The 17,561-nt window shown below is 34.1% G+C and carries 16 protein-coding genes; 12 read left to right on the top strand and 4 right to left on the bottom strand.

Translation table 11 applies throughout. From position 1 onward, the window contains the following. The first annotated feature begins 7 nt into the window (after positions 1-7). On the top strand, positions 8-283 hold the full coding sequence (locus tag BLV37_RS06500) for a putative Se/S carrier protein (RefSeq protein WP_091728942.1): 276 nt from the start codon (positions 8-10) through the stop codon (positions 281-283). A gap of 78 nt (positions 284-361) precedes the next feature. Here BLV37_RS06500 and BLV37_RS06495 read toward each other — a convergent pair whose 3' ends face one another. After that, a complete protein-coding gene (locus BLV37_RS06495; RefSeq protein WP_091728940.1) occupies positions 362-1,951 on the bottom strand; it encodes an ABC-F family ATP-binding cassette domain-containing protein in 1,590 nt (529 codons plus the stop codon). 207 nt (positions 1,952-2,158) lie between these two features. Here BLV37_RS06495 and BLV37_RS06490 point away from each other — a divergent pair, with 207 nt between their 5' ends. Beyond that, entirely contained in the window at positions 2,159-3,151 is a 993-nt protein-coding gene (locus BLV37_RS06490) for a diaminopimelate dehydrogenase (RefSeq protein ID WP_091728937.1), read from the top strand. Between the two features lie 13 nt (positions 3,152-3,164). On the opposite strand, the gene BLV37_RS06485 is transcribed toward BLV37_RS06490, so the two are convergent. Beyond that, positions 3,165-4,586: a sigma-54 interaction domain-containing protein gene (locus BLV37_RS06485; protein WP_091728934.1), complete on the bottom strand. Its 1,422-nt coding sequence runs from the start codon at positions 4,584-4,586 to the stop codon at positions 3,165-3,167. Positions 4,587-4,963: 377 nt separating this feature from the next. Here BLV37_RS06485 and BLV37_RS06480 point away from each other — a divergent pair, with 377 nt between their 5' ends. From BLV37_RS06480 to BLV37_RS06465, 4 genes are all read left to right on the top strand, one after another. Then, entirely contained in the window at positions 4,964-6,004 is a 1,041-nt protein-coding gene (locus BLV37_RS06480; RefSeq protein WP_091728932.1) for a 3-oxoacyl-ACP synthase, read from the top strand. An 18-nt stretch (positions 6,005-6,022) separates the two neighbouring features. After that, a complete protein-coding gene (locus BLV37_RS06475) occupies positions 6,023-7,351 on the top strand; it encodes an acetyl-CoA hydrolase/transferase family protein (RefSeq protein WP_091728929.1) in 1,329 nt (442 codons plus the stop codon). Between the two features lie 58 nt (positions 7,352-7,409). Then, complete coding sequence (locus tag BLV37_RS06470; RefSeq protein WP_208975217.1) at positions 7,410-8,027, top strand: flavodoxin family protein; 618 nt, start codon at positions 7,410-7,412, stop codon at positions 8,025-8,027. Positions 8,028-8,112: 85 nt separating this feature from the next. After that, the gene (locus BLV37_RS06465; protein WP_091728924.1) at positions 8,113-9,339 is read left to right on the top strand and encodes a substrate-binding domain-containing protein; all 1,227 of its coding nucleotides are present in this window, start codon (positions 8,113-8,115) and stop codon (positions 9,337-9,339) included. Positions 9,340-9,381: 42 nt separating this feature from the next. On the opposite strand, the gene BLV37_RS06460 is transcribed toward BLV37_RS06465, so the two are convergent. Further along, on the bottom strand, positions 9,382-10,044 hold the full coding sequence (locus BLV37_RS06460) for a Crp/Fnr family transcriptional regulator (protein WP_091728921.1): 663 nt from the start codon (positions 10,042-10,044) through the stop codon (positions 9,382-9,384). Between the two features lie 90 nt (positions 10,045-10,134). On the opposite strand from BLV37_RS06460, the gene BLV37_RS06455 reads away from it, so the two are divergent. Together BLV37_RS06455 and BLV37_RS06450 are read left to right on the top strand one after the other, a co-directional pair. After that, the gene (locus BLV37_RS06455; RefSeq protein ID WP_091728919.1) at positions 10,135-10,617 is read left to right on the top strand and encodes a permease; all 483 of its coding nucleotides are present in this window, start codon (positions 10,135-10,137) and stop codon (positions 10,615-10,617) included. Beyond that, complete coding sequence (locus BLV37_RS06450; RefSeq protein ID WP_091728917.1) at positions 10,614-11,327, top strand: permease; 714 nt, start codon at positions 10,614-10,616, stop codon at positions 11,325-11,327. The genes BLV37_RS06455 and BLV37_RS06450 overlap by 4 nt, the downstream gene beginning before the upstream one ends. 23 nt (positions 11,328-11,350) lie before the next feature. Here BLV37_RS06450 and BLV37_RS06445 read toward each other — a convergent pair whose 3' ends face one another. Further along, a complete protein-coding gene (locus BLV37_RS06445) occupies positions 11,351-11,533 on the bottom strand; it encodes a hypothetical protein (protein WP_091728914.1) in 183 nt (60 codons plus the stop codon). 252 nt (positions 11,534-11,785) lie between these two features. Here BLV37_RS06445 and BLV37_RS06440 point away from each other — a divergent pair, with 252 nt between their 5' ends. From BLV37_RS06440 to BLV37_RS06425, 4 genes are all read left to right on the top strand, one after another. Further along, the gene (locus BLV37_RS06440; RefSeq protein ID WP_244270487.1) at positions 11,786-12,229 is read left to right on the top strand and encodes a MarR family winged helix-turn-helix transcriptional regulator; all 444 of its coding nucleotides are present in this window, start codon (positions 11,786-11,788) and stop codon (positions 12,227-12,229) included. A gap of 20 nt (positions 12,230-12,249) precedes the next feature. Continuing rightward, positions 12,250-14,496 (top strand): ABC transporter ATP-binding protein, encoded by a 2,247-nt coding sequence (locus tag BLV37_RS06435; protein ID WP_091728910.1) that lies wholly within the window; start codon positions 12,250-12,252, stop codon positions 14,494-14,496. Further along, positions 14,493-16,343 (top strand): ABC transporter ATP-binding protein, encoded by a 1,851-nt coding sequence (locus tag BLV37_RS06430; protein ID WP_091728907.1) that lies wholly within the window; start codon positions 14,493-14,495, stop codon positions 16,341-16,343. Before BLV37_RS06435 ends, BLV37_RS06430 begins: the two co-directional genes overlap by 4 nt. 161 nt (positions 16,344-16,504) lie before the next feature. Continuing rightward, positions 16,505-17,332: an alpha/beta hydrolase gene (locus BLV37_RS06425; RefSeq protein WP_091728904.1), complete on the top strand. Its 828-nt coding sequence runs from the start codon at positions 16,505-16,507 to the stop codon at positions 17,330-17,332. The last annotated feature ends 229 nt before the right edge of the window (positions 17,333-17,561 follow it).

Below are 17,561 nucleotides of genomic sequence, written 5' to 3'. Positions count from 1 at the left end.
TGACAATGTGGAAAATTATTATTGCATAGTTACATTTCATACAACTAATCATGCACTTAACTTTGAGAAAGCAATGAAAGAAAAAGATATTGATGTAAAGCTAATGCCTGTTCCTAGACAGGTTAGTTCTAGCTGCGGAACAGCAGCACAATTTCCATGTAGTATGAAGAGAGAGATAGTTAATATATGTGGAGAGAAACATATAGAAATAGATGAAATACATAAAATTTATCAAAAAGAAAGTAATAGTCTATTATCAAAATTATTTAAAGCTAGCAAATAAAAATTATTATTTAAGAAAGCAAAAAAAAAGGGATATGCTTAATATTAAGCAATATCCCTTTTTATAATATTAAATAGTTTAAGAATTCATAGCTTCAAGATACTCATCATAAGTCATCCTTTTATCTATAAGTCCTGAAGGAGTAATCTCAATTATTCTATTCGCAATAGTTTGTATAAACTGATGGTCATGTGAAGTAAATAAAATGTTACTCTTATAATCCTTAAGACCATTATTTAAAGCAGTAATAGATTCTAAGTCTAAATGGTTCGTCGGCTGATCTAAGACTAACACATTTGCAGTACTTAGCATCATCTTCGAGAGCATACACCTTACTCTTTCACCACCAGAGAGAACCTTGGCCTGCTTTAGAGCCTCTTCACCTGAGAAAAGCATTCTTCCTAAAAAGCCTCTCAGGTAGCTTTCTGATTTTTCTTCGGAAAATTGACGCATCCAGTCTACAAGATTTAACTCAACATCATTGAAAAACTCAGAGTTATCCATAGGGAAATAAGCCGTAGTTATAGTTACTCCCCATTTATACTCTCCACTATCAGGCTCTATCTCGCCCATTAATATTTTTAATAGAGTAGTATTTGCAATTTCATTTTCTCCTACAAAAGCAATTTTATCGTCTTTAGCAACTGTAAAGCTAATATTATCTAACACCTTAACACCATCTATGGTTTTAGATAAGCCTTCTACAGTAAGTATGTTGTTGCCTACCTCTCTTTCAGGCTTAAAGCCAACAAAAGGATATCTCCTATTAGATGGCTGAATATCATCTAAAGAGATTTTTTCAAGAAGCTTTTTACGAGAGGTTGCTTGTCTTGACTTAGAAGCATTTGCACTAAAACGGGCAATGAAATCTTGAAGCTCCTTAATCTTTTCTTCCTTCTTCTTGTTTTGGTCCTTCATCATTTGAAGGGCAAGCTGGCTAGATTCGTACCAAAAGTCATAGTTTCCAACGTATAGCTTAATCTTCCCAAAATCTATATCAGCCATATGAGTACAGACCTTATTTAAGAAATATCTATCATGGGATACTACGATGACAGTTCCTTCAAACTGAATTAAGAACTCCTCAAGCCATGCTATAGCTTTAATATCTAAGTGGTTAGTAGGCTCGTCTAAAATTAATATTCCAGGCTTACCAAAAAGAGCCTGGGCTAGGAGCACTTTAATCTTATCATTACCTGAAAGCTCTTTAACATTTTTAGTGTGTAGCTCAATACCTATACCTAGGCCTTGAAGTAGTGAAGAGGCTTCGGATTCTGCTTCCCATCCATCTAGCTCTGCAAACTCACACTCAAGCTCAGATGCCTTTATTCCATCTTCATCTGTAAAATCTGGTTTTGCATAGAGAGCATCCTTTTCCTTCATTATTTCATAAAGTCTAGCATTCCCCATTATTACAGTTTCTAAAACAGGATAATCATCATATTGGAAATGGTCTTGCTTTAGCACAGACATACGAGCATCTGGAGCTATGCTTACTTCGCCTGTAGTTGATTCTATTTCACCAGATAGAATCTTTAAAAAAGTACTTTTTCCTGCACCATTTGCTCCAATAACACCATAGCAGTTGCCAGGGGTAAATTTTATATTTACATCAGAAAAGAGCTTACGTCCTCCAAACTGCAAGCTTAAATTTGTTACATTAATCATACTACTAATACCTTCCTTCACTTGAAATAACAATCCTCGTGATATTGTACCATAAAACAGTTTAATATAGAAGTAGCAAAGTATTTTACTCTGTACAAGTTTCATTTTTAATCTCTTATCCTAATATAATTAATAGTAATGCTAAAATTAAAAACTAAATGATATAAGAGCTTTTAAATACTGACATGGAAACTGGAGGTAATAGCTTTGAATGATAAAATTAGGATAGGTATTGTAGGCTATGGGAATCTAGGAAAGGGAGCCAGATTAGCTATTGTTCAAAACCCTGATATGGAGCTAATAGCTATATTTACTAGGAGAAATGTGGATAGTATACATGTAGAGGATAAACAGGTTAAGGTTTTAAATATTCATATGGCAGAGGAATATGTAGACCTTATAGATGTAATGCTATTGTGTGGAGGTTCAGCAGTAGACCTTCCGATTCAAGGTCCATACTTTGCAAGTATGTATAATACTGTAGATAGCTATGACAATCATGGGAATATTTCTGAATATTTTAGAGACATGGATAAGGCCTCTAAACTCAAAGGTAAAACCAGTACAATTTGCATAGGCTGGGATCCTGGATTATTTTCTATGAATAGAATATTATTTGAATCCATATTACCTAAGGGTGAAAGCTATACTTTTTGGGGGCCTGGACTTAGTCAAGGGCATTCAGACGCCATAAGAAGAGTAGTAGGAGTAAAAGATGGAGTACAATATACTATTCCTATAAAGGATGCATTAGAAGCAATACGTAGGGGGAAAACTCCTCAGCTGACTACTGGAGAAAAGCATATTAGAAAATGCTATGTAGTAGAGGAGGAAGGAGCAGATAAAGATAAAATCCTAAAGGAAATTAAATCTATGCCTAATTATTTTTTAGATTATGATACAGAGGTAATATTTATTTCAGAAAAAGAATTAAAAGAAAACCACTCACAAATGCTTCATGGTGGTTTTGTCATTAGATGTGGGAGTACAGGTAGAGAGTATGATAACAATCATTTAATGGAATTTTCACTAAAGCTAGATAACAATCCAGAATTTACTTCCAGTATTTTGCTAGCCTATGCAAGGGCCACATATAAGCTCAATAAGGAAGGTCATGTAGGAGCAAAGACTGTATTTGATATACCACTAAAATACTTATCAAACAGAACCTCAGTAGATTTATGTAAAAGCCTACTTTAAAACACATGCTAAGCTAATCATCAAATTCCTTTAGTTTTCTATAGAGAGTCATTCTAGGTATGCCTAAAACTCTAGCAGCTTCTGCCTTGTTATTATTGCATTTTAGCAAAGTATCTTTAATGATTCTCTTTTCTATTTCTAAAAGAGTGTTTTTTAAAGAGCCGTTCTTTAGTTCGCAACTATCTTCATTAGAAGTATGGAAGTTATTATTTATCTCTTCAATAATATAATCAGGGATATCACTTTCATTAACGACTTTTCCCTTAGTATTTACAGCAATACGCTCTACAATATTTTTTAATTCTCTAACATTCCCTGGCCAAGAATAGGCTTTAAGAATTTCTATAACATCATCAGGAAATCTTTTATAGATATTAAAGTTTTGATACATGGAAGTAATGAAATGGTTTATGAGCAAAGGGATATCGTCCTTTCTTTCCTTCAGACTGGGTACATTAAGATTTAGGACGTTTAATCTATAAAATAAATCCTGTCTAAACTTATTTTCTTTAACCTTATCTTCAAGACTATAATTTGTAGCAGCTATTATTCTAATATCTAGCTGTACTATTTCATTACTGCCAATCTTTTCTATTTCCTTTTCTTGCAACACTCTAAGAAGCTTAGCCTGTAGGCCGAGAGGGAAGTCGCCAATCTCATCTAGAAAAATAGTTCCCCCATTGGCTAATTCAAACTTACCAATTTTGCCAGTGGACTGGGCTCCTGTAAAGGCACCTTTTTCATATCCAAATAGCTCAGATTCGATTAAGGATTCAGGAATAGCAGCACAGTTTACCCTAATAAAGGGGCCGTCTTTTCTATTGCTTAAGGAATGTATTGAGTGGGCAAATAACTCTTTACCTACTCCGCTTTCTCCTGTAATCAGTATAGGAAAGTCATTAGTAGAATAAATTTTTGCCTGCTCCTTACACTTTTCGCCTAAGTATGATTGGGTCAATATATCATCAAAAGTATATTTGGTTTTATAGACATCAGCAATTTTATTTGCCTTGTTTACCTTAAGAGTTTTAATCAAGCTATTTTCTTCTGAAATTTCATAAAGATAGTTTAAGTCTTCTATTAATATAATACCTACCCCACCTATAATAGTGTCCTTATAAAATAGTGGAATCCTATGTACTATTGATTCACGCCCACTATGAAATCGATGCTTTTGACCAATTTCTGCATGACCAGTTTTGACAACTATGGGCAGTCTTACAGAAGGATCAATTTCTGACAAATGCTTTCCTGTAACATCCTCTAAGCCTATATTAAGATAATCTAAAAAAGCCTGATTCATTATGATAACCTTGCCTTCTGTATCTATAAAGTTTATTGGTATAGGCAATTGATTAAAAAGCAAGGAAGTCATAGAAACAAAAATATCTCTAATTTCATTTGGGTCAACGGAAGCCTCTGGATACTTTTTCAAAACAATCCCCCATTTTTAAAATTTTATATATTAGTTTTAATTTAACACTATATTATCCTCAAGTCAATGAAAGCTGTAAATAATTGAAACAAAATGTTACATGTAACAAAAAGTATCACTATTAGATATTAGGCTAATCCTATATTTAGAAAATTATTGTACATTTATATAGTAACAAAAAGTTACACATGAAAAAGTATGAAAATAATTTTTTTTTGAAACATTGAAAAATGAAGCTTTATAGATAGGAATAACTTTGGCATGACAATTGCTATTATATAGAACTGAAGGTTAAGAAAACCTTTCCAAAAGGTTTTAATAAAATATCTAATATATTCAATAATTAAAATACACAAAAACAATAAGGAGGCATAATTATGGAAAAAGATTTTAGGGTAGGAATTGTTGATTATTCCTTGTATCTTCCAGAGGAAACAATAACAGCAGAGGAGCTATCAAAATTAGTAAACATTAAACCAGAAATACTCAGAGAAAAAATGGGAATCAATAGAAAATACGTAGGTGGACCTGAGGATCATCCAGTGATGATGGCAACAAAAGCTGCAAAGGATTTATTAAATAATACAAAATTAGATCCAAATGACATTGATATGATACTTTATGCAGGTGAAACATATTGCGAGTATGTATGCTGGACGGCATCTATTAAAATACAAAGTGAGCTAGGTGCTGATAATGCCTTTGCATGGGATATGGGCTTAAGATGTGCAGCAACTCCATTAGCTATGAAAATAGCAAAAGATATGATGTATGCAAATAAAAACATGAAAAACGTCCTTATAGTAGGTGGAAATGCAAACGCATATTTAGTTGACTATAAGGATCCAGTTCAATCTTTTATGTTTAACATGTCGCCAGCAGGGATTGCAATATTACTTCGTAGGGATCATGATGAAAATGAGTTATTAGGCACTGGAATAATTACTGATCATGTATTTTGTGATGATGTATATGGCAAATATGGTGGCTCCTTACATCCAATAACAGAAGAAATAGCAAAGGATCCAGAAACATTAAGAAAAGCTCAGCTACTAGTAGTACCAGACGGAGAAGGAATGAAAAAAAGACTAGGAGAGAAATCATTACCTAACTTTACTGGAGCTGTAAGATTAGCTTTAGAAGATTCAGGACTAGAGGAGAAGGACATAGACTTTATAGGTATAACTCACATCAATCCTAAAGCACATTATGCCATAATGGACAATCTAGGCATTGACAAAGAAAAAACCGTATATTTAGCAGATGATGGGCACTGTGGCCATGTGGATCAATTTCTTGCAATAGACTATGGAATAAAGCAAGGCAAGGTAAAGGAAGGAGACATATGTGCATTGTTAGGGGCTGGAACAGGATATGCATTTACTTGTTCAATGGTTAGATGGGGAAAAGTAAGGTAGATAGGAGATGGGGAACTTATGTATAGCATAGAAGAAATATATAAAGGTAAAACCAAAACTATAGGTGAAGCTCTCAAAATGATTAAATCACATGATTTTATTATTACAGCTCTAGGGGGAAGTGAACCTACAGCTATACTAAAGGAGCTTCACAAGATAAAGGATAACGGAGTAAAAGGATGTCATCTTACAAATTGCTTGCCTATGGGTAATTATGAGTTTATTAATAATCCAGAATACGAAGACAGCATATTTGTAAATGGTTGGTTTTATTCACCACCTTTAAGAACTGCTCAAGCTAATGGCAATGTATCACATGTTCCTCAGCATTTACATTCTGCTTATACTAAAAGAAGATATGCAATAGATGGTAGAAGATTAGTCCTATTGGCAAGCTGTTCTCCAATGGACAAGCATGGAAATCTAAGCTTATCTTTAGGTTGTACTTATGAAAGAGATGTGATAGATGAAGGAGCAGTTGTAATAGTAGAGGTAAACCCAAATCTTCCGAGGACTTTTGGAGATACAACAGTGCACATAAGTGAGATAGATGCTTTAGTAGAAGTAGATTATCCAGTTATAGCACTGCCAGAAGCACCTATATCAGAAAAGGATAGGATAATAGGAAACTTAATCGCAGAGCTAGTAGATGATGGCTCGACTATACAGCTGGGAATAGGCGGTATCCCGAATGCAGTAGCAGAAGCCTTAAAGGTGAAAAAACATCTTGGAATCCATACAGAAATGTTTACAGACGGCATGGTAGATCTAATAAAATGTGGAGCAGTAGACAACTCAATGAAAACACTATATCCACACAAATCAGTAGCTACATTTGCACTTGGCTCTAAAAAGCTATATGACTTTTTAGATGATAATACTACCGTATTATTTAAAAATGGGAAATGGACTAATGCACCCTATGTTGTAGGACAAAACCATAAGATGGTTTCTATAAATACATCTATAGAGGTAGACTTTTTTGGACAATGTGCATCCGAATCCATAGGACCAGTTCAGATATCAGGTACAGGAGGACAATCAGATACAGCTGTAGGAGCTCAAATATGCCCCGATGGGAAATCCTTTATAGCATTGTATTCTACAGCACAGGTGAAAAATGAAGAAGGGGAGAGAGTTACTGTATCCAAGATAGTACCTATGCTAAAGCAAGGTAGCATAGTAAGCTTATCTAGAAATGATGTAGATCATGTAGTCACAGAATACGGCGTAGCATGGCTTAGAGGAAGGTCTATAAAAGAGAGAGTAGAGAGGTTGATTAACATAGCACATCCTGATTTTAGAGATGAACTAAGATTCCATGCAAAGAAAAATATGATATGGTAATAAATCAGCAAGATTTAAATAAATAGGGTTTAAAACCTAAGAAAAGAGGAGGGATATTATGAAGGTTATTGGAATTGTAGGAAGTCCAAGAGAACATAGCAACTCAGCATACTTTGTAGAAGTAGCCCTAAAAAAGCTTCAAGAGCATGGTATAGAAACAGAGCTTATAAGCCTTAGGGGAAAACGAATTCATCCATGTACAGGCTGCTATGGCTGTGTTACAGCAAAGGAATGCACCTTAGAAAAAGATGATTTTGATGAGGTGTTTAATAAGATGCTAAAGGCAGATGGAATTATAGTAGGCTCACCTGTATATAATTCTTCTACTCCAGCGGATCTTAAAGCCTTACTAGATAGAGCAGGGTTCTTAAGCAGATGGATTAATAATGAAATGAAGGATAAAGCCGAAAGCTATGATTGGAAAGGAACGGCTTTTTCAGGAAAGGTTGCAGCACCTATTACAGTAGCTAGGAGGGCAGGACAGAATTTTGCCTTTGCAGAGCTTTTACTATGGTTTACTGTAAATGACTTTATTGTTATTGGATCTCACTACTGGAATGTAGGAGTTGCAGGCAAAGGAGGTGCAGTAGACGCAGATAAGGACTTAGAAGGAATAGGCATTATGGAACATATGGCAGATAACATGGCCCATGTAATTAAACAGCTTAAAAAATAAAAATATACTTTAAAAGCTGAACAAAAGCTATAGAAGAATAGAACTGTAAATAATTAAAATCAAAGATAAATAAGGGGGAAATGTTTTGAAAAGAAAAGTAATTTCTTTATTGTTAGTTATAGTTATTATGTCCTCACTATTATTAGCAGGCTGTGGAAGCAAGACAACGGGTGGTGTAGATAAAAGCCAACCTATTAGAATCGGGGGAATTACATCCTTAAGTGGTGCTCTACAAGATTATGGTCAACAAAACCAAAGAGGATTTATGCTAGGACTAGAATATGCTACAAAGGGAACTATGGAAGTAGCAGGTAGAAAAATAGAGGTTATTTGGGAAGACACTACAACTGTGCCTGACGTAGCAAGAGAAAGAGCAATAAAGCTATTAGATCAAGATAAGGTTGATATATTAGTAGGACCTGCATCATCCTCTGATGCTGCGGCAATTCTAGAGCTTGCGGAAGAATTTAAGAAGGTAATTGTACTTGAACCAGCAGCAGCAGATTTTTTAACTGGACCAAGCTGGAACAGATACACATTCCGTACAGGTAGAAACTCAGCACAAGATGCTAATGCAGTTGCGAACGTTATTGTCACTGGCAAACCAGGCGCTAAGGTTGCTACATTGGCACCAGATAGTGCATATGGAAGATCAATGGTAGAGCCTGCTGTTAACTCCTTAAAAAATAATGGAGCAGAGCTAATACATCAAGAGTTTCCACCAGCAGAAACTACAGATTTCACACCATATATATTAAGAATTAGGGAAGCTAGGCCAGATTATCTTATTGTTATTTGGGCAGGAGCTAACAACCCATGGGGTCAATTAATGGAGCTAAACCTAGAGCAATATGGTATACAAATAACTGCAGGAGTAGCTGAGATTGCAGCTTTAAAAATGATGCAGCCTATGATAGGAATGCATGGCTATACCTTATATTATAATAGTGTTCCTCAAAATCCTGTTAATGATTGGCTAGTTGAAAAGCATAAGGAAAAGTATGGACAAGTGCCAGATATTTTCGTGTCAGGAGGAATGGCTTCTGCTATAGCAATAGTTACAGCTTTAGAGAAAACCGGTGGAAATGCTGATGCAGAAGAGCTAATCAAAACTATGAGAGGCATGGAATTTGATAGCCCAACTGGCAAGAGATACTTCCGTGAAGAAGATCATCAAGCAATACAGGTGTTATATGAGATCATACTGACAGAAGTAGAGGGTGTAGATCATCCAGTACCAAAACTAGTACGTGAAATACCAGCAGAGGATATAGCACCACCAATAACAGTTCCAGCTGATGCAAAACGCTAGTACACAAAGAAATTACAAACAAGCCTAAATAGAAAATAACCCTTACTTAAAATATAAAATCTTAATATTTTTAGAATCATAATCAATAAGACCTTCTTTTTTCATTTTGCTTAGCTCTCTGAAAAAAGAAGGTCTTTGTATTCCAAGTCTTTCAGAGAGTTCTTTTTTCGTAATATTTAATTTAATAGTGGTATTTTTCTGAATATAGTATTCGTAATTCAGAAATTCAATTATTTTATCACGAATGCTTTTTATTGATATAAACTTAATTTTATCTGTAAGAATCAATGTTTTATCTGAAAGACATTGAAAAAACTGGACTAAAAATTCCTTGTTGCTTTGGCAAAGCTCTATAATTAACTCTTTTTTTATATGGAGTACCTTAGAGCTAGACGTAGCTATAATAGTCATAGGATATTGATTATTTTCTGAGAAGGCTAAGTTGCCACCCATAATATCTCCAGAGGATAAAGAGGTTATTGTTAATACATCTCCACTTTCATCAATCCTCTGGATAGCTATATCTCCCTTTAATATCACATCAACAGTATTACACTTTTCATTTTGCAAATAAATAATTGAATTTTTATTATAATTTTTAATTTCAAATTTATTAGATTGAAAGTATTCATCTATTTCATTAGGAGAAAGCATGTTAAACAGGTGGATTTGAGCTAGAAAATCCTTGTATTTATTAATATTCATAAAAAAACCTCCAAAAAGTAACCATAGTTACTTTTTATTATATCATTACAAATTATAATTAAGTAGAATAACTTTTAAAGGAGATGACTTATGGATATTTTCACAAAGGGCCTATGGCTAATCACAGGAATATGGTTTATTGTATCTATGATTAAAGACAAGAAAAAGACATTAAATGCAATGAAAATGTCAAAAAAAATGATGGGTAATATGGTAGGGCAAATAGTAGGTATACTGTTCTTAATAGGACTTATTCTCACATTTATACCTCCACATGTAATCAAAGAGTACCTAGGCAGCTCTAATGTTATATTAGCCACATTACTTTCAGCAGCTTTAGGAAGTATTACTCTAATACCAGCCTTTATTGCATTTCCATTAGTAGGTTCAATAGTAGATATGGGAGCTAGCATAGTACCTGCAGTAGCATTTTTAACTACATTGACCATGGTTGGATTAGTTACATTTAACCTAGAAAGACAGGAGTTTGGTAGTAAATTTGCCATAGCTAGAAATAGCCTTAGTTTTGTATTTGCAATACTTATATCTGTAGCAATGGGGGTAATACTATGATAGAGAAATTAAAGAAAAATAAATTTTTAGTAATAGTTGGGGCAATATATATAATATTATTTTTAACTAACACAGAAAAAGCAACCTTATCTGTAAAGAATAGTGGCTATTATATAAAAGAAATGCTTATGATAATGCCAGTAGTATTCTTGCTTACATCATTACTAGAGGCATGGGTACCTAAGAAGATGATAATGGAGCATTTAGGTGAAGGCTCAGGCTTCAAAGGCTCATTTATATCATTGCTATTAGGAAGTATATCAGCAGGACCCATATATGCAGCTTTCCCAATATGTAAAACTCTGCTAAAAAAGGGGGCTAGCATATCTAATATAGTAGTTATATTGAGTGCTTGGGCTGTTATTAAGATTCCTATGCTCGCTAATGAAGCAAAGTTTTTAAGCCCAAAGTTCATGGCTACAAGATGGGTATTTACAACTATATCAATATTTTTGATGGGTTATATAATATCAAAGCTAGTGAAAAAAGAAGATTTACCTATGGAAAATGAGGAAATAGAGGAAGGTACTATAATACTAAAATCAGAATTTTGCATAGGCTGTGGTATATGTGAAAAACTAGTTCCAGAACACTTTTTCATGGAAGGAAATAAGGCTTTAGTTATAAATAATAAGGTTACAGAAGAAACAGAAACCAAGGCCCAAAAAATTCAAGAAAAATGTCCAGCAAAAGCAATACAAGTAGGATAACCTATGGGAGACCATAGGTTTTTTTAACCCTTTTCAGGCTCATAAGGATCCTCTTCATAGTCAAACTCAGGCTTTTTCATAGTAGACTTGTTAGTAAATCCTTTGTATTTGTTATTGCTTCTGCTTATGTTTTTTAATCTATCATAGCTATCCTCTTCATAATCAAATTCTGTTTTGAAAAAGTTATGCTTACTAATGATAATCACATCCTTTAAAATATCATTAATATTTTACCATATTTGAGTTTCTCATGTCTAATACTACTAAATAATAAGACTATAGTATAGTTGTTGATCGGGTATCCAATGGGATACTAATTTTTTTGTAAAGAGAAAACATGTTAGCCATCTAAATAAAAAACATATAAACTTGCACTATAAATATGTATTGACTAGGACGTAAGATAATGCTATCATTATTAATATGATTAGGCGACTAACTAAATGGAGGTTAAAAATGTGGAGAAAATAGATAAAGGTTCATTATATTATATTTTTCTAGAAATATTAAGACTTCATCATCATCGGACCCATGTACTTCTTGATGAGATAGGAATATATCCTGGGCAACCACACTTATTATTTATATTAAATAAGAAAGACGGACAGAGTCAAAAAGAATTATCAGAGAAGTTAAAAATAACCCCTGCCACCATAACAGTAATGCTAAAGAGAATGGAGAGGGTAAATCTAGTAGAGCGTAAACAAGATACTGAAGACCAAAGGGTATCTAGAGTATATCTTACGGATAAAGGCAAAGAAATATGTAGTAAAGCAATGGGTATAATAAAGAACCTTGAGGAAGAATGTTTTGGAAATTTTACAGTAGAAGAAAAGATAATTTTAAGAAGATTACTGATGCAAATGCGAGATAATTTATCTATACCAGACAGCAAACAGTAAATACTATTTAGGAGGTTAGCATGTTAAAGTTATTTAAGGAATTCAAGCCATTCGCTATATCAATAGGTGTTATAATAGCCTTACTTTTCCTTCAAGCCAGTGCAGAGCTTGCTCTACCCGACTATATGTCAAATATAGTTAATGTGGGGATTCAGCAAAATGGAATAGAAAATGCAGTACCTGAAGTAATGAAAGCTGACAATATGGAAAAAGTTAAAGTTTTTTTAAATACAGAAGAAAGAGACCTAGTGGATAATAGCTATAAGCTAATAAACAAGGAAAGCTTAGAGGGAAATGAATATGAAAAATATCTAGAGAAATATCCAGCATTAGAAAAGATAAATCTATATGCTTTAGATACTGATTCAAAAGAAGATATTGGAAATATGAATTCTTTTCTAAGTAAGGCTCTATTTATTGTAGACAGCATAGAAAAAAGAGGCTCAGGAAACGTAGCCCCAGAAAACATGAAAAAAGACCCTTTTGCAAATTTCCCTGAAGGAACGGACCCATTTTTAGTATTAAATAATTTGCCTAGGGAACAATTAGATGCTCTAAAGCTTCAAATCACAGAGCAGCTTTCAAATATGCCCCAAGCTATTATAGAACAATCAGCCATAAACTATATTAAAACTCAATATGAAGATTTAGGAGTAGATATTAGAAAAAACCAATCTAATTATATACTATATATAGGTGGAATCATGCTTCTTATTGCACTTATAAGCATGATAGCATCAATAGCTGTAGGCTTTCTATCAGCAAAGGCATCCTCAGGACTTGGTAGAAACTTAAGATATAAGGTATTTAAGAAAGTAACTGCCTTTTCTAATGGTGAATTCGATAACTTTTCTACGGCTTCCTTAATAACTAGAAGTACAAACGATATACAACAGGTGCAAATGTTTACAGTAATGATGTTAAGGATGGTATTCTATGCACCTATTCTAGGAGCAGGTGGGGTAATAAGGGCTCTAAGAACAAACACATCAATGGCATGGATAGTTGCAGTTGGAGTTATGGCTATTCTTACATTAGTAATAGTGCTTTTTGCTATAGCTATGCCAAAGTTTAAAAGCCTACAGAAGCTTGTTGATAAGGTTAATCGTGTAATGAGAGAGGCCCTCAACGGAATGCTGGTAATCAGAGCCTTCAATACTCAGAAGTTTGAAGAAAAGAAGTTTGACAATGCAAATAAAGATTTAACAAAAACTAATCTTTTTGTATCAAGATTAATGACTATGATGATGCCTACCATGATGCTTATTATGAATGGTATAACATTACTAATTATTTGGGTAGGGGCACATGAAATAGACAAGGGTGCAATACAGGTAGGAGATATGATGGCATTTATGCAATACACAATGCAGATAATCATGTCCTTCCTTATGATATCAATGATATCAATAATGCTACCAAGAGCATCTGTATCAGCTCAAAGAATTTCTGAAGTGCTAGATGAAAAGCTTACGGTTGAAGATCCTACAAATCCTAAAGAGTTTAAATATGATATGAAGGGATTAATAGAGTTTAGAAATGTTAGCTTTAAATATCCAGGTGCAGAAGAATATGTTCTTGAAAATATATCATTTACTGCAAAACCAGGAGAAACTACTGCATTTATTGGGAGTACAGGAAGTGGCAAGTCAACACTTATCAACCTAATACCGAGATTCTATGATGTTACAGAAGGCGAAATACTTCTTGATGGCATAGATATAAGGCATGTTAGACTTCGTGACTTAAGAGAAAAGCTTGGATATGTTCCACAAAAAGGTATATTATTTACAGGAACCATAGAAAGCAATGTAAAATATGGTAAAAATAGCAACACAAGCCATGATGATATTCTAAAAGCCATAGAAATATCACAAGCAAAGGAATTTATAGATGAAAAAGAAGAAGGAATACAATCTGAAATATCTCAGGGGGGGACTAATGTTTCAGGCGGTCAAAGACAAAGACTTTCAATTGCCAGAGCATTAGCTAAAAAACCAGAAGTGCTTATTTTTGATGATAGCTTTTCAGCCCTTGATTTTAAAACAGATGCAGCCTTGAGAAAGGCCATAAACGAAGAAATAAAAGGTAGAACGATACTAATAGTTGCACAGAGAATTAACACTATAATGAATGCTGAAAATATAATAGTTTTAGATGAAGGAAAAATTGTAGGCAAGGGAACTCACAAGGAGCTTCTAAAGACTTGTAGTGTTTATAAGCAAATAGCTTTGTCACAACTATCAGAGGAGGAACTTGCAATATGAGTGAAAAGAACATGAGAAGACAAAGACCGGGAGGAATAGGTCATGGACCCATGGGCATGGGAAGAGGATTTGAAAAGCCTAAGGACTTTAAAGGAACCTTCTCAAAGCTTTTAAACTATTTAAAACCATATAGATTAAAGCTTATTGTCGTAATGATATTTGCCATAGGGAGCACAGCTTTTACCATTAGAGCACCTAAAACACTAGGCAAGGCTACAACAAAGATATTTCAAGGATTAGTATCTAAGGTATCAGGAAGCCCTGATGGAGGAATTGATTTTCAGTATATATTGAATATAATCTTTCTCTTAGTTGGACTGTATGTAATGTCTGCAATATTTTCATTTATACAAGGGTTTATAGTCACTGGAGTAGCACAAAAAGTATCCTATAACCTAAGAAAGGAAATATCTGAAAAAGTAAATAAGCTGCCACTTAAATATTTTGATTCTGTATCATATGGAGATGTATTGTCAAGGGTCACAAATGATGTAGATACCATAAGCCAGACCTTAAACCAAAGCATGAGCCAGATAATTACTTCTGCTACCACACTTGTAGGTGTTCTTATTATGATGATATCTATAAGCTGGCAGATGACCATTGCTGTAATTTTGATACTGCCTATTTCAATGATACTGGTCATGTCTATAATTAAAAGATCACAAAAGTTTTTTAAAGAGCAGCAAAAATCCTTGGGTAAGGTTAATGGACACATAGAAGAGGTTTATAGTGGTCATAACATAATGAAAGCCTTTAATGCAGAGGAAGAAGCAGTTGCAGAATTTAGAAGGATTAACGGAGAACTTTATAATTCCGCATGGAAGGCACAGTTTCTTTCTGGAATGATGATGCCTATTATGGTCTTTGTTGGGAACATAGGCTATGTAGCAGTTTCTATTCTAGGGGGATGGTTTGCTATTAGAAGGACTATAGAAGTAGGAGATATACTTTCCTTTATCCAATATATAAGAAGCTTTACTCAGCCTATAGCACAGGTAGCCCAGATAAGTAATGTGCTTCAATCTACCATAGCTGCAGCTGAGAGGGTATTTGAATTCTTAGATGAAGAGGAGGAAGTCAAAGAATCCGAAGCGCCAGTCAAATTAGAAGAAGTAGAAGGAAGAGTAATCTTTGAAAACGTCAAATTTGGATATAATGAAGATAAAATAATAATAAATAATTTCTCTGCAGATATAAAGCCAGGGCAGAAGATTGCCATAGTGGGTCCTACTGGGGCTGGAAAGACAACAATAGTTAAGCTGTTAATGAGATTCTATGACCTTAAGGAGGGTAAAATACTAATAGATAATAATGATATAAGTCAATTCACAAGAGAAGAATTAAGGAACAATTTTGGAATGGTACTTCAAGATACATGGCTATTCTCGGGAACTATAATGGAAAACATAAGGTATGGGAGGCTAGATGCAACAGATGAAGAGGTAATAAAGGCAGCAAAATCTGCTCATGCTCATAGATTCATTCAAACCTTACCAGATGGATATAACATGGTTATAAATGAAGAGGCTAACAACATATCTCAAGGTCAAAAACAGCTCCTAACCATAGCTAGGGCAATCCTTTCAGACCCTAAGATACTAATATTAGACGAAGCAACATCCTCTGTAGATACTAGAACAGAAATACTTATACAAAAAGCCATGGAAAACCTAATGAAAGGAAGAACTTCATTTATAATTGCCCATAGACTTTCAACTATAAGAGATGCAGATTTGATTCTTGTCATGAAGGATGGAGACATAATAGAGCAAGGTAATCACCAAGAACTCCTAATGAAAAATGGATTTTATGCAGAGCTTTATAATAGCCAATTTGTTGCATAAAGTATTTTAAAATTAAAGGCTTATAATAAAAACAGGAGCATTAACAATATTCTTTTGCGCTTGGTTTTTATTATAAGCTTTATTTAATTGGGATTTGTTGAAAGACTATGCATGAAATGATAAAATGAGGATGAGAATTACCAATTGTTAGGAGGGGGAAAATGGGGGAAGATATTTTAATATGGGATCATCCGGTTGGAGTAGGAAGTAAGGGAAGTATTCTTTTAGTTCATGGCACAGCACCTATGGACATAGATGGGAATATACCAAAATGCGATTCTAGATATCCATTAGGGTGTATGTCCTTATACAAAAGATTATCAAAGGTTTTGAATAGTGGCGGGTGGAGCACCCTACGTTACACTCGCAGCGGTGTAAACCATGAATCAATAAATTGGAATGAATACATGAAAGTGGATCATAATGTAATAATCGAACAATTAAATAGGTTATTCAAAAAAATGCCTTGCGAGAAACCAAGAATTATATTTTGTTGGAGTGGAGGAAGTCTCCATATTCCACATTTACCACTTGAGGAAGCACAGGGAGTTGTGATTCTCGGTGGACTCTGTACCAATCGAATTCATAATGCACTTCTGATGACAAAAGACAAGAATAGATGGAATAAATTTCGTGAGGAAGTTGAAGAATTTGAAAGTATGACCTATGAAGAAATACTAAAGGTCAATAAACCACGTGGTGATGGACCACTTATTCGTTTTTGGCAAGAAATTAAACTTAATGATAATTGGACATATTTTAGAAAACATGTCGAGTTACCAATATTGATACTACATGGTTCAGATGATACTGAAGTCCATCTAATCCAAGCTCATCTCTGGAAACAACTACTGCCATATCATAATATTACTGTTGTTGAAAAACCTGGCGGGAATCATTTCTTAGGCAATGACAATAAAACTGGTGCAGAAATTGTTGGCAGAGAAATTCTTAAATGGTTAGATGAGATAGGGTTTACGTTATTATAAATTCGTAAGCTTGAAATAAGTGATGTCAGAACATTTGGCAGTGTATACCTGTAGCCTTACCTTAATAAATTTCCCTAGTACAAGTTTTATATCATACATAATTCCATATCTATGGGGAAAGAGACATATAATCCTATAGGAAGTTTTAATATAGTGAAAAGCAACATAAGGAGAAGACTTTGCATTAGGTGGATAAGGTTGGGTGTACTTTGGCATGCATATGAAAATA

This window comes from Proteiniborus ethanoligenes, assembly GCF_900107485.1.
GTDB lineage: Bacteria > Bacillota > Clostridia > Tissierellales > Proteiniboraceae > Proteiniborus > Proteiniborus ethanoligenes.
This window is presented reverse-complemented; position numbering and strand designations above follow the sequence as displayed.

Excerpts from the sequence above, each read along its gene's own strand:
- BLV37_RS06495 (WP_091728940.1), bottom strand. The coding sequence starts at position 1,951 with ATGATTAATGTAACAAATTTAAGCTTGCAGTTTGGAGGACGTAAGCTC.
- BLV37_RS06480 (WP_091728932.1), top strand. The coding sequence starts at position 4,964 with ATGGAAAAAGATTTTAGGGTAGGAATTGTTGATTATTCCTTGTATCTT.
- BLV37_RS06475 (WP_091728929.1), top strand. The coding sequence starts at position 6,023 with ATGTATAGCATAGAAGAAATATATAAAGGTAAAACCAAAACTATAGGT.
- BLV37_RS06470 (WP_208975217.1), top strand. The coding sequence starts at position 7,410 with ATGAAGGTTATTGGAATTGTAGGAAGTCCAAGAGAACATAGCAACTCA.
- BLV37_RS06460 (WP_091728921.1), bottom strand. The coding sequence starts at position 10,044 with ATGAATATTAATAAATACAAGGATTTTCTAGCTCAAATCCACCTGTTT.
- BLV37_RS06455 (WP_091728919.1), top strand. The coding sequence starts at position 10,135 with ATGGATATTTTCACAAAGGGCCTATGGCTAATCACAGGAATATGGTTT.
- BLV37_RS06450 (WP_091728917.1), top strand. The coding sequence starts at position 10,614 with ATGATAGAGAAATTAAAGAAAAATAAATTTTTAGTAATAGTTGGGGCA.
- BLV37_RS06435 (WP_091728910.1), top strand. The coding sequence starts at position 12,250 with ATGTTAAAGTTATTTAAGGAATTCAAGCCATTCGCTATATCAATAGGT.
- BLV37_RS06430 (WP_091728907.1), top strand. The coding sequence starts at position 14,493 with ATGAGTGAAAAGAACATGAGAAGACAAAGACCGGGAGGAATAGGTCAT.
- BLV37_RS06425 (WP_091728904.1), top strand. The coding sequence starts at position 16,505 with ATGGGGGAAGATATTTTAATATGGGATCATCCGGTTGGAGTAGGAAGT.